This window comes from Rubrivivax sp. A210 (assembly GCF_904426505.1).
Taxonomy (GTDB): Bacteria; Pseudomonadota; Gammaproteobacteria; order Burkholderiales; family Burkholderiaceae_C; genus Rubrivivax.
In genome coordinates this window covers 1-12,374 of record NZ_CAJGBN010000024.1, presented here as the reverse complement: position 1 = coordinate 12,374, position 12,374 = coordinate 1, and the positions used below count along the sequence as shown (strand labels likewise).

General features: G+C 66.4%; 12 protein-coding genes and 1 pseudogene. 3 read left to right on the top strand and 10 right to left on the bottom strand.

Going from position 1 to position 12,374, the window contains the following annotated elements; translation table 11 throughout:
* A partial coding sequence (locus tag JMV16_RS15715) for an ATP-binding protein (protein ID WP_201495248.1) occupies nt 1-366 on the top strand: 366 nt, incomplete at its 5' end.
* A gap of 189 nt (nt 367-555) precedes the next feature.
* Here JMV16_RS15715 and JMV16_RS15710 read toward each other — a convergent pair.
* Nucleotides 556-774, bottom strand: a pseudogene (locus JMV16_RS15710) (hypothetical protein); the annotation flags it as partial.
* Between the two features lie 140 nt (nt 775-914).
* Between JMV16_RS15710 and JMV16_RS15705 the strand changes: the two are divergent.
* Nucleotides 915-1,136: a helix-turn-helix domain-containing protein gene (locus tag JMV16_RS15705; protein WP_201495247.1), complete on the top strand. Its 222-nt coding sequence runs from the start codon at nt 915-917 to the stop codon at nt 1,134-1,136.
* 731 nt (nt 1,137-1,867) lie between these two features.
* The gene (locus tag JMV16_RS15700; RefSeq protein WP_201495246.1) at nt 1,868-2,083 is read left to right on the top strand and encodes a SlyX family protein; all 216 of its coding nucleotides are present in this window, start codon (nt 1,868-1,870) and stop codon (nt 2,081-2,083) included.
* Nucleotides 2,084-2,759: 676 nt separating this feature from the next.
* Here JMV16_RS15700 and JMV16_RS15695 read toward each other — a convergent pair.
* The 9 genes from JMV16_RS15695 to JMV16_RS15655 form a co-directional block, all read right to left on the bottom strand.
* Nucleotides 2,760-3,836, bottom strand: a complete 1,077-nt coding sequence (locus JMV16_RS15695) for a porin (protein WP_201495245.1) — start codon at nt 3,834-3,836, stop codon at nt 2,760-2,762.
* 111 nt (nt 3,837-3,947) lie between these two features.
* The gene (locus JMV16_RS15690) at nt 3,948-4,928 is read right to left on the bottom strand and encodes an SMP-30/gluconolactonase/LRE family protein (RefSeq protein ID WP_201495244.1); all 981 of its coding nucleotides are present in this window, start codon (nt 4,926-4,928) and stop codon (nt 3,948-3,950) included.
* A 17-nt stretch (nt 4,929-4,945) separates the two neighbouring features.
* A complete protein-coding gene (gene pyk / locus JMV16_RS15685) occupies nt 4,946-6,364 on the bottom strand; it encodes a pyruvate kinase (RefSeq protein ID WP_201495243.1) in 1,419 nt (472 codons plus the stop codon).
* On the bottom strand, nt 6,364-7,614 hold the full coding sequence (locus tag JMV16_RS15680; RefSeq protein ID WP_201495249.1) for a glycerate kinase: 1,251 nt from the start codon (nt 7,612-7,614) through the stop codon (nt 6,364-6,366). The genes pyk and JMV16_RS15680 overlap by 1 nt, the downstream gene beginning before the upstream one ends.
* Before the next feature lie 44 nt (nt 7,615-7,658).
* Nucleotides 7,659-8,555 carry a 2-hydroxy-3-oxopropionate reductase gene (locus JMV16_RS15675; RefSeq protein WP_201495242.1) on the bottom strand — a complete coding sequence of 299 codons (897 nt, stop codon included), beginning with the start codon at nt 8,553-8,555 and terminating at the stop codon, nt 7,659-7,661.
* Nucleotides 8,556-8,569: 14 nt separating this feature from the next.
* Nucleotides 8,570-9,358 carry an HpcH/HpaI aldolase family protein gene (locus JMV16_RS15670; protein ID WP_201495241.1) on the bottom strand — a complete coding sequence of 263 codons (789 nt, stop codon included), beginning with the start codon at nt 9,356-9,358 and terminating at the stop codon, nt 8,570-8,572.
* 32 nt (nt 9,359-9,390) lie between these two features.
* Nucleotides 9,391-11,214 carry a glycoside hydrolase family 28 protein gene (locus JMV16_RS15665; RefSeq protein ID WP_201495240.1) on the bottom strand — a complete coding sequence of 608 codons (1,824 nt, stop codon included), beginning with the start codon at nt 11,212-11,214 and terminating at the stop codon, nt 9,391-9,393.
* 91 nt (nt 11,215-11,305) lie between these two features.
* The gene (locus JMV16_RS15660; protein WP_201495239.1) at nt 11,306-12,115 is read right to left on the bottom strand and encodes an NAD-dependent epimerase/dehydratase family protein; all 810 of its coding nucleotides are present in this window, start codon (nt 12,113-12,115) and stop codon (nt 11,306-11,308) included.
* A 48-nt stretch (nt 12,116-12,163) separates the two neighbouring features.
* Nucleotides 12,164-12,374: TRAP transporter large permease subunit (locus JMV16_RS15655; RefSeq protein ID WP_201495238.1), on the bottom strand; the 211-nt coding region annotated here is incomplete at its 5' end.

The window sequence follows — 12,374 nt, the reverse complement described above, 5'->3', positions numbered from 1 at the left end:
GGCAGGGCCGGGCGCATCGCCACGAGCTTGCTGCGCCTGGATCTCGTCATCCTCGATGAGCTGGGCTACCTGCCCTTCAGCCAGGCCGGCGGGGCGCTGCTGTTCCACCTGCTCAGCCGCCTGTACGAGCACACCAGCGTGATGATCACGACCAACCTGGACTTCGCCGAATGGTCCAGTGTGTTCGGCGACGCGAAGATGACCACCGCGCTGCTGGATCGCCTCACGCACCACTGCCACATCGTGGAGACCGGCAACGAGTCGATCCGCTTCAGCCGCAGCACGGCCGAGGCCAAGAAGCGCATCAAGGCGCGAGAGCAGACGCGCAAGGGCGCCAAGACCGAGGCTGAGGCCGAACCGTTCTGACCGGGCGCCGCGCGGGGGAAGCCGCTACGGGCTACGCCCTGCGCGTCTTCCCCCGCGCGATCAACACGGCACAAAGGAGGTCAACGAAGCAGGCTAACAACTAAACTTATCCACAGCCGACACTCTCAAAGTCGGCTCCCACCCCTGGCTCAATATTCGGTCGGCACGGTGGCTCAGATTTGGATCGGCGCCGACAGCCATCGGAATCGAGAGGCGGTCCACACTGGCAGCCAGCCGCATGTCGCGCTCGATGGTCTCCCACACGTACAGGATCTTGCGGCCGCCGAACGGGCGGACGTAGTGCGTGCCTTCGAGCAGCACGCTGTCCTTCAGCCGTTCGCGAATCGTGCGGGCGTCATACTTGATCCGGGACGACAACTCGTCGGTTGTCAGGTAGGTGTTGACCATGCTACTCTCCATCGCACTTGATTACTGGACTGATCAAACGCTGCTGTTCGTTAGCGTCTGATGCTTATCATAGCCATCTCTCGCAGCTTCGCAAGTACTTTTGATCCTTTTTCTTATCATCTGTTGTTTCAAGGTATCGCGTGATCCGCTTCAAGCTGGCTGAACTGATCGAGAAGAAGCAGTTCAAGGAGTCGCGCCGCATCACCGTGCAAGAGGTGGCCGAGGCCTCGGGCGTCAACCGCATGACGCTGTCGAAGATCCTCAATCACAAGGGCTACAGCACGGGCACGGACATCCTCGACAAGTTGTGCGTGTACTTCGACTGCAAGATCGAAGAGCTGGTCGAGTACGTGGCGGAGTAGGGCCCGCCAAGACAGGTCCGGAAGCCAAGGCCCGCCAGGCCATCGACGCCAAGCTGCAGCAGGCAGGCTGGCTGCTGCATGACATGAAGCGGCTCAACGCCGGCGCCGGCCGCGGTGTGGCGGTGCGGGACTTCTCCACCGACAGGGGGCCGGCCGACTACGTCCTGCTGCTGGACCCCTGTGGGCGTCATTGAAGGCAAGCGCGACGAAGAAGGCCAGCGCATCACCGAACGCGAGGCACAGACCGAACGCTCCGCCAGCGCCAAGCTCGACTGGCGACGTGGGAGGCAAGCCGCTGCGCTTGCTGTTCAAAGCCACGGGGCAGTTCACGCGCTTCACCGACGGCATGGGCCCGTCGCCCCGCTCGCGTGAGGTCTTCCACTCTCTCCGCCCCGAGAAGCTGGCCGACTGGCCGGCCCAGCCGACGACCCTGCGCTCGCGTCTCTGCTCCAGCTTGCCCGAATTGCCCACCCGGGCGTTGCGCGATTGCCAGGTCAGGGCGGTCACCGGCCTGGAAAGGCTTCTCACCGCCAGCCGAGCTAAGTGCGAATCGGCCCGGCTGGGCGCAATGCGAGCACCGCACCCACTCGCCCGCTGGGGCTGGGCGCGGCAAGTTAGCCGCCACGTCCCTGAAGGCCGCCAGCGCCGCCTTCAGGTGGTCAATGATCTCTTGCTGCGGCACCCCGGCGACGCCTGCGCAAAGCGGTCCCACGCCGCTGACAATGGCAACCATGACAAATGCCGAAGTGGACTGCCGCCTTACCGACCTGGAGATCAAGGTCAGCTTCACCGAAGACGCCCTGGACCGGTTGAACGAGGTCGTCGTGCGGCAACAGCGGCAGATAGATCTGCTCACGCGAGAACTGCTGTACCTGCGTGAGCGGCGCGTCTCTGAGGTCACGCCAGAGGTTCTCAGCCCGCGCGACGAACTGCCGCCCCACTATTGATGGCAAACCTGTGTCGGCGTTTGCAGGCATATTCGGTGATCGGCTTTGCAGCGGTTGCGGCCGGTCGCCTGCGGCCAGCGTACTCACGGTAGGCGCCATCAAGCCGACGCTCGGCTCAGCGGCCTGCGCCGGTCCGAGTGACAGCTATACGAAGTACTGCTGACGTAGTCGGCACCGGCACTGGGCCAGCACCGCCGGCACCCGGCCGGTGACTGCTGTTCACCGGGCCGAACTCACCCAACCGACCCAATCCGGGCGTCCGCCCGCCGAGATTGACAGCCGTAGAGCAGTCGTTGGCCGGTGCAGCCGCGGCCGTTACACCAACTCAGCCATCTGCTGGGCGCGCTCCCGCTGGGAGATCAACCGATCCGTAGTGCCGCAGTGCCGGGCCTCAGCGCTTGCGCCCCACACTCGCCAGCCAGGGCTGCTTCTCAATCGCCAGGCCCTGCGGGCGGTAGAAGTGGTCCAACTCGTCGAAACCGGCCGCCGAGCAGCGTCGAAAGAGGACCATGTCGACGCTGACTCTCCACTACACCTACGACCTCAGCAGGCAATAGGCAGACCCGCGGGGCGGGCGGCGGGCGCCGGGCGCACCCCGGGTCAGTCGCTGCGGCGTGCTGATCGGGTGAGCCGGACGCCGTCCCGCAACGTGCGCCGCCGCGGGTCTTCGGGCAACTCAGAACGAGGTGCGGATGCCGGCCTGGTAGACCGTCTTCTCGCTGATGTAGTCCTTCAGGCCGCCGGTCGCGAACGAGACATCTGCATACAGCAGCGTGCTCTTGGACAACGCGTACCAGCCGCCGGCGGCAATCTTGCCGAGGTTGTCGGAATTGCCGTTGGCGCCGTCGAAGTTCATGCGCGTGTAGTTGGCGGCGTAGGTGAAGGCGCCCACGGGCAGTTCGGCGCCCAGGGTCCAGCCATTGCTCTTGTCGAAGGCGAAGGTCTTGGTGCCGGTGACGACCAGGCTGCTCACGCCGACGGCGGCGCCGTTGCCGCTGCCGGTGGCGAGGTCACTGTTGCGCTGCAGGCCGCCCTTGATCTTGAAGCTGCCGAAGTCGTAGTTGGCCGAGGCCGAGATCGACTTGTTGTTGGTCTTCTTGGTGGTGCGCGACTCGCCCCACTCGTAGGTGGCGCCCACGTAAAGGCCGGAGGCCGAGTAGACGGCGCGCAGGCCATGGAAGCGGTCGGCCGTGCCCTCGCCCGGTGCGATCTGGCCGGCCAGCTTGACCGGGCCCAGGGCCGGGGTCTCGTACTGCACCACGTTGTCGGCGCGCGAGGCATTCAGGAACATCGGCAGGTTCTTGCCGGCATTGGTGACCGAGGTGGTGGGGTTCCAGAGGCCGCCGTTGCCATAGGGGTTGCCGGCGCCGACGACCGAGTCGCTCAGCACGTACTGGCGGCCAAGGCGCACTTCGCCGGCGTCCTTGGACGCGAGCGAGACGAAGATCTGGCGGCCGAAGGCGCGGCCACCCTGGGCGGAGGTGCCAGTGTCGACATTGACGCCGGCTTCCAGGTGGGTGCCGATGCGAATGCCTCCGCCCAGGTCTTCGCTGGTGCGGATGCCCCAGCGCGAGCCGTTCAGGCCGTTGACGGTGCCGTCGTTCATCTTCCAGACGCTGCCGGCGCCGGACTTGCCGCCCGCGGCGTAGTGGTTGACGCTTAGGTCGATCAGGCCGAACAGCGTGACGTTGGATTGGGCGCTGGCGGCGCCGGCGATGGCGGTCAGCGCGGCGACGAGGGTGATTCGTTTCATGTTTCTTTCCTGGGAGGACAGTCGACGGGCTTCGTCGGCCTGCAAAGTGGGATTGGGGTTGTGAACCCGGCGGGGTTCGCGGACATGGGACAAGCTGGCCAGACTTGCGCTTCAGCCCGCACCCTTCGTATTGACGTACAGCGCATACAAGGAGTGACTGCTTGCCATGTAGAGACGGTTGCTTTTCGGACCACCGAACGTCAAGTTGGCGCAACGCTCGGGCAGTTGAATGAAGCCAATTGCCCGGCCCTGAGGGTTGAACACCATCACGCCGTCCAGATCGCTCGACTGCGCGCCGTCCCGGCCGTCGCTGCCCCAACCGCACCACAGGTTGCCGTCGATGTCGACACGGAATCCATCGATCGCGCCGGCTCCCTGCGCGTCGACGACCACAGTCTTGTTCGACAGCGTCGCGCCGTCGGCTCCGACGTCATAGCGCCAGATCAATCGGCTCGGCGTCGCCCGCGATTCGACGATGTAGAGGAACTTCTCGTCCGGCGAGAACGCCAGTCCGTTGGGGCCTGCAAGGTCCGACGTGACAAGTCCCAGTTGACCGCCAGGCGCGATCCGGTAGACCGAGTGGGGCAGTTCGGCCTCGGCCTTGCTGCCTTCCCAATCGCTGCCAATGCCAAACGGCGGATCTGTGAACCAGATCGAGCCGTCGGACTTGCAGACCACATCGTTGGGCGAGTTCAGTCGCTTGCCGTCGAAACTGTCGGCCAGCACGACGACCTTGCCGTCGAAGTCGGTTCGTGTGACACGGCGCGTGAGATGCTCGCAGGAGATCAATCGCCCTTGACGATCGCGGGCGTTGCCGTTGGAGAAATTCGACGGCTGTCTGAACAACCCCCATGCTCCGGTGACTTCGTCGTAGCGCATGATGCGGTCGTTCGGTACGTCACTGACCAGTACGTAACGACCGGCGGGAAAGTGAACCGGTCCCTCTGCCCAGCGCATGCCGCTACCCAATTGCTCGACCGAACTGCTGTAGATCCGGTACCTGGCGAAACTCGGGTCGAGAACTTTCACCGCGGGATCGGGATAGCGCCTGCTGGGCTCGAAATCCAGTGGTGTTTGTGGGTCGGTTGCCATACGCAGTGCCTGCTGAGTCAAACCTGCGCGATGCGCAGGAGGTTGGTACTGCCGGCGGTGCCGAAGGGCATGCCGGCGGCGATGACGATGGTTTGGCCGGGTTGGGCGAAAGCCAGTTGCACGGCGGTCTTCGCCGCCAGTTCGGTCATTTCGGCGACGTCCATCACGTCCTTGCACGGCACCGGATGGACACCCCACACCAGCGTGAGCCGTCGTGCCGTGCTGCGCTTGGGTGTCATGCCGATGATGCTGGCGCGTGGCCGTTCGCGTGCCATGCGCAGTGCCGATGAGCCCGAGCTTGTGTAGGCCACGAGCGCCGCCACGTCGAGCAGGCCGGCAACCGAACGCGCCGCCCAGCCGACGGCATCGGGGACATTTGCCGGGGGCTGGGTGTGCGACGCCTCGATCGCCTCACGGTAATACCTGTCGGCCTCGGTCTGGGCGATGATGCGGTCCATCATCGCCACCGCCTCGACCGGAAACTTGCCCGAAGCCGATTCGGCCGACAGCATCACCGCGTCGGCGCCGTCGTAGATGGCGGTGGCCACGTCCGAGGCTTCGGCGCGCGTGGGCACTGGCGCGCTCACCATCGATTCGAGCATCTGCGTGGCCACGATGACCGGCAAGCCCCGCCGCCGGCACGCGCGCACGATGCGCTTCTGGATCGCCGGCACCTGCTCGGCCGGCATCTCGACGCCGAGGTCGCCGCGCGCGACCATCACCGCATCGGTCTCGGCGAGGATCGCGTCCAGGCACACGATCGCCGCCGGCTTCTCGAGCTTGGCGACGATGCCGGCGCGCCCCTGGACGATGCGTTTGACTTCGACGATGTCTTCGGGCCGCTGCACGAACGAGACCGCGACCCAGTCCACGCCGAGCGTCAGGCCGTAGTCGAGATCGGCGCGGTCCTTCTCCGTCATCGCCGACAGCGGCAAGACCACGCCGGGGACGTTCACGCCCTTGCGGTCGGACAGCATGCCGCCGTTGACCACCAGCGTGTCTGCGAAGTCGGCGCCGCAGGAAACAACACGCAGGCGCAGGCGGCCGTCGTCGAGCAGCAGGTCCGAACCTGCTTGCAGCGCGGCGAAGATCTCCGGATGGGGCAGCGTCGCCCGCGTGGCATCCCCCAGTTTGTCGCGCTGCAGGTCGAGGCGAAAACTCGCCCCTTCGAGGAGCTTGACCGGGCCGTCGGCAAAGGTGCCCACGCGCAGCTTCGGGCCCTGCAGATCGAGCAGCACGCCGATCGGCTTGCCCAGGTCATGCTCGATCGCGCGGATCAGGTCGAGGCGCCTCTTGTGGTCCTCATGCGTGCCGTGGCTGAAGTTGAGGCGGAAGACATCCGCGCCGGCCTTGACCAGGCCTTCGATGGTCGCACGGTCGGCACTTGCGGGGCCCAGCGTGGCGACGATCTTGGCATTGCAGGGTGGTCGTGGCATCAGATGGCTTTCGTGGTGACGCCGTCGATGACGATGGCGCGGAAGTCGTTGACATTGGTTAGGGTCGGCCCGGTGATCACCGAGTCGCCCAGGGCCTGGAAGAAGCCGTGGCCGTCGTTGTAGTCCAGGCTGACGAGCGGGTTGATGCCCAGCGACCAGGCACGTGCCAGCGTGTCGGGCGTGAGCCAGGCGCCGGCAATATCCTCGGCACCGTCGACGCCGTCGGTGTCCCCGGCGATCGCATGCACGCCGGGCAGCCCGTCGAGCGCGATGCCGAGCGAGAGCAGGAATTCGACATTGCGGCCGCCGCGGCCCTGGCCCTTCAGGGTCACCGTCGTCTCGCCGCCCGACAAGAGCACGCAAGGCGCCGTGAATGGCTGGCCGTGCACAACGACCTGGCGCGTGATGCCGGCCAACGCCCTGCCGATGTCACGCGCTTCGCCCTCCAGGCTGTCGCCGAGGATGTAAGGCGTCAGACCCGCAGCGCGCGCGACTTGCGCCGCAGCTTCCAGCGCAATCTGGGGCGCCGTGATCATCCGTGTTTCGACGCCAGCCAGTCGCGCGTCGCCTGGCTTGATCGTCTCGCAATTGCCGCTTTCCAGCAGTTGCCTCACGGCAGGCGCCACGTCGATGCGGTAGCGTTTGATGATTGCCAGGGCATCGGCACAGGTCGTAGGGTCGGCCACGGTTGGCCCCGACGCGATGTCGATGGGGTGGTCGCCCGGCACGTCGGAGATCAGCAGCGAGACGACCTTGGCCGGATGGCAGGCCGCGGCCAGGCGCCCGCCCTTGATTGCCGACAGGTGGCGGCGAACGCAGTTCATCTCCGAAATGGTCGCGCCACTGGTCAACAAGGCCTTGTTGACGGCCTGCTTGTCGGCCAGCGTCAGCCCGGCAGCTGGCGCCACCAGCAGGGACGAGCCACCGCCGGAGATCAAGGCGATCACCAGGTCATCGGCCGTCAAACCCTTGACGAGCGCGGCCATGCGCGTGGCTGCCTGCAGCCCTGCCGCATCCGGCACCGGATGCGCGGCTTGCACGATCTCGATGCGCTGGCAAGGCACGTCGTAGCCGTAGCGGGTGACCACGATGCCTTCGAGCGGGCCGCGCCAATTCTCTTCGAGCGCGCGCGCCATCGCCGCTGACGCCTTGCCGGCGCCGATCACGAGAGTTCGCCCCTTCGGTGGCGGCGGAAGGTGCAACGGCAGGCACAGCGCCGGATGCGCCGCTGCGATCGCGGCGTCGAACATCGCGCGCAACAGCGCTTTGCGGTCGGCTCGATGTCCCACGGCGGTCAGCCTTTGACGACTTCGTGGTTGCCCATCAGCTCCAGCGCCTTGACGAGCGCGGAGTGGTCCAGGTCGGCCATGCCGTTGGCCGCGCAGGCCTGCATCAGCTGCGCGGCATTGGCCGTCTGCGGCAGCGACAGGCCGAGCTCGCGCGCGCCCTGGAGCGCCAGGCCCAGGTCCTTCTGGTGCAGCCGGATGCGGAATCCCGGTGCAAACGTGCGCTTGATCATGCGCTCGCCATGCACTTCAAGGATGCGGCTGGCCGCGAAGCCGCCCATCAACGCCTGGCGCACCTTGGCCGGGTCGGCGCCGGCCTTGCTGGCAAACAGCAGTGCCTCACCAACGGCGGCAATGTTCAGTGCGACGATGATCTGGTTGGCCACCTTGGTGGTCTGGCCGTCGCCGTTGCCGCCGACGAGGGTGATGTTCTTGCCCATCGTCTGCAGCAGCGGGCGGACCTTCTCGAACACCGCAGGATCGCCACCGCACATGATGGTCAGCGACGCCGCCTTGGCGCCGACTTCGCCACCTGAAACCGGCGCGTCGATGTAGTCGGCGCCGAGCGCATTGATCTTCTGCGCGAAGGTCTTGGTCGCCATCGGCGAGATCGAACTCATGTCGACGACGACCTTGCGGGCATCGATGCCGGCTTGCAGGGCGGTCGCAACGCCGTCAGCGCCAAACAGCACGGCCTCGACATCGGGCGTGTCGGGCACCATCAGGAACACGATGTCGGCATGCCGGGTCACTTCCGCCGCGTTGGCGCAGGGCATGGCCGACGACGACGCGACAGCTTCGGGCAGCTTGCCCTTGGTGTTGACGAACAACTGGTGGCCGGCATCGAGGAGGTGCAGCGCCATCGGCGCGCCCATGATGCCCAACCCGATGAATCCGATCTTCATGAGCGAGTCCTGTTTCAGTAGGTGGTGGAGGCAGTGGCAGCAGGGGCGGCACGCATCTTTGACATCACCTGCTGCGCGCCGGCGGCCATCAGGCGGGCGTCGGAGCTGACGGTGACGAACTGGAAGCCCTTGGCGATACGCTTCAACGCCGCCTCGGGGCTGCCGTTGTGGATGCCGGCGACCACGCCATGGGCCTTGGCGCGGGCGAGGATGTGATCGACAGCCTCGGCCGCCTTCGGGTCCAGGTCGTCGAAAGTGGGCGTGCAGCCCAGGGCCAGCGACAGGTCAGACGGTCCGATATAGATGGCGTCCAGGCCTTCGACCGACAGGATGTCGTCCAGGTTGTCCAGCGCCGCAGCGGTCTCGATCATCGCGAAGGTCACGATGGCTTCGTTGGCCGCAGCGGGATAGTCCGCGCCGCCGTACAGCAACGCGCGCACCGGCCCGAAGCTGCGTGTGCCGCGAGGCGCGTAGTGCGTGTACGCGACCAGCTTCTGAGCGTCTTCGCGCGTGTTGACCATCGGGCAGATCACGCCGTAGGCGCCCGCATCCAGCGTCTTCATCAGGATGCCGGGTTCGAGCCAGGGCACGCGCACCACCGGCACCGTCGGCGTCGTCGAGATCGCCTGCAGCATGGTCACCATCGCCTGGTAGTCGACCACGCCGTGCTGCAGGTCGATGGTCAGCGAGTCCCAGCCCTGGTGGGCCATGGTCTCGGCGGAAAAGCTGCTCGGGATGGCCAGCCAGCCATTAACGGCTGCCTTGTCCTGGCTCCACAGCGTGCGCAAGCGGTTTTCTCTCATAAGGACTCCGATTTCGGGCCGAGCAGAAAGGCCTAGGTCCGGTTGATGGTCACGTTCACGAGTCGCAGGTCGACGTTCTGGACGACGTCGGGCGTGGTGCTGACGTTGAAGGTCGAATCCTTGACGCGCACGACGCCGATGGCGTCATTGACGCCCACGCTGCCGGCGACGCCCGCGCGCGGTGTGTTGGCCACGAAGTTCGGCGGCAGCGGCAACGGTGACCCGGTTCCGAACCCGCGGATGTTGAAGGCCTTGGTGCCTGCCTTGGTGCCGCGGCCGACCGTCAGATTGCTGATGTAGATCTGGTCGGTGAACGGGCGGTAGGGGCCCGCCTCGGCGGGGTCGTCGGACGAGTCGGCGCGGTAGAAGTAGTCGATCGTGATCGCGCCGTTGTTGGCCGAAACGCCGTTGGGCACCTGGATGTTGCGCGCGAAGTAGTTGCGCATCACGCCGCCACGGCGCGTGTTGGTCTTGAAGCGCAGCGCGATGTCGAGCTCGCTGCTGTTCATCTGGATGTTCTCTGCGAACACGTTTTCGATGCCGCCGGACATTTCGCTGCCCAGGGTCACGCCGCCGTGGCCGCTGGCCATGACGCAATTGCGGATGACGATGTTGCGCGTCGCCGCGGCACAGGCGCGGGTGTCGCCGCTGGACGAGCACACGGCGGGGTGGTTCGGATAGACAACCCAGGGCGCGATCGCTTCGGCGGGCATGCCCGGCGGTGGCGCGAAGGCGTCGGTGCCGCGGCCGGCCTTGATCGCAATGCAGTCGTCGCCAGTGTCGAAGCTGCAGTTCTCGATCAGCACGTCGACGCAGCCCTCGGGGTTGCAACCATCGTTGTTGGTGCCGCGGCTGCTCATCGTGACACCGCGCACGGTGACGTTCTTGCAGAACAGCGGGTGCAGTTGCCAGAACGGTGAACGGTTCAGCGTCACACCCTCGATCAGCACGTTCTCGCAACCGTACGGCCCGATCAACGGCGGCCGCAGGTAGTGCTGGTTGTTGCTGGCATCGATGCCGTAGACGCGCTGCGACATGGGCACGTTGCCGGGCACCGCGCCCTGCTTCTTGAGCAGCAGGCTGTCGGCAGACTGGTTGGGCAGGCAGGGGTAGCCGGTGCTCGCCGGGAAGGTGGACGTGCCGCTGGCGCAGCCAAACTGCGGGTTGCTCTGGCTGCCGCCCTTCCACCACCACCAGGCCGACGGGTTGCCCTGCCTGTTGTTCGGATCGAACTGGTCGATGCCGGCCTGGCCGTCCAGCCGGCCCTGGCCGGTGATCGCGATGTGGGTCTCTCGGAAGGCGTAGACCAGCGGCGAGTAGTTGTAGAGATCGTTGCCTTCCCAGCGCGTCAGGACGTTCGGGTACTTGCGCGGGTCGGTGTCGAACAGCAGCACCGAATCGGGCAATGGCAGATGGAGGTTGACGTGGCTCAGCAGCCTGATCGCGCCGGTCATGAAGGTGCCGCGGGGCACCACGACGCGGCCGCCACCCGCAGCGTTGCAGGCGGCGATCGCGGCGGCAATGGCCTGCGTGTTGGCAACGACGACCGGGTCGGCGACGCGATCACCTGCGATGGCGCCGAAGTCGGTGATCAGAAAGTCGCGGCGCGGAAAGCGCGGCGCGCGGATTCGCGACAGGATGCGCGGAACCGTCCGGGTCCAGGCCAGCACCTCGGCATCCACGCCTCGGGTCGGCCGCTCGACCTCTTGATCATGCGCGTGATGCGCGCCCTCGAAGGCATCTTCGCCATCCGAGGCGGCGGCGAGCAGCGGACTCAGCAGCAGGCCGGTACTGGCGCCAAGTGCCAGGCCGAGGAAGCGGCGGCGTGCAGCTTGGTCGTCTGAAGGAAGTGTCATGTCTAGCTCCGTTCGGGGTTCACGTGGAAAAAGCGATCCCTGCCGCGTTGCGTGAACGCGGACGGTTGGATTCGTCGGAGGGGGTGCGCGACTAGCGGCCGCGCTGCTCGGGGGGTGTGTAGTTCATGGTCACGAAGGCGCCGCCCTGGAAGCCGCGCGCGACTTCGTCGAGCGGGTTCGGATGGGTCAGAATCTCGGCGGCCCAATCCTCGGCGTTCTGCATCGGCTGGTAGCCGATCGCATTGCCTTCGGACAGGTCGTAGTACGCCCGGGTGTTGTTCGAGATGCCCCACACGGCGGCGTAGCCGACTTGCGGCGCATCGATGCAGCGCTGCACCAACTGCAGCAGGTCGTCGTCGCCCATCCAGGTGCTGAGCTGGCGTTCGTTTTCCGGGGGCTTGCCCATCGTCGTGCCGATGCGCAGCGAGATGCCTTCGATGCCGTGCTTGTCCCAGTACATGCGCGCCAGGGCCTCGCCCCAGACCTTGGACAGGCCGTAGAAGCCGTCGGGGCGGTAGGCGCTGGCCAGCTTCAGGCGTTCCTCCACCGGGTACATGCCGAAGGCGTGGTTGGAGCTGGCGAAGACCACCCTTCTGACCTTGTGCCGGCGCGCGCCCTCGTAGACCTCGACCAGCGCGCGCAGGTTGTTGTCGATGATCTCGGGCAGCGGCTTCTCGACGCTGGTGCCGGCCATGTGGATCAGCACGTCGACGCCGGCCAGCAGCCGGTCGACGACGGCCGGGTCGCGCAGGTCGCCGTGCATCACGTCCTCGCCGTCGAACAGGGGCACGAGCGGCCGCGAACCGCCGGCCGCGCGCAGGTCGACGCCGCGCTCGCGCAGGCCCTTGCGCAGAATGCTGCCGACGATGCCGCCGGCGCCGCTCAAGGCGACTTTGCTCATGGGAAGTCCTCGAAGAAGTGTTTGGAAAGGCGGGCCGATGGCGGCGCCTCAGTGGGCATAACCCATGAGCAGCCTTGGCAGGGCCAGCGAGAACGAGGGCACGTAGGTGACCAGCATCAGCGCCGCCACCAGCGCGCCGTAGAAGGGCCAGATCGTCTTCATCACCGCGCCGACCGAGATCTCGCCGATGGCGCAGCCGACGAACTGCGTCGTGCCCACCGGCGGCGTGTTGAGGCCCAGCGCGCAGTTGATCAGCATC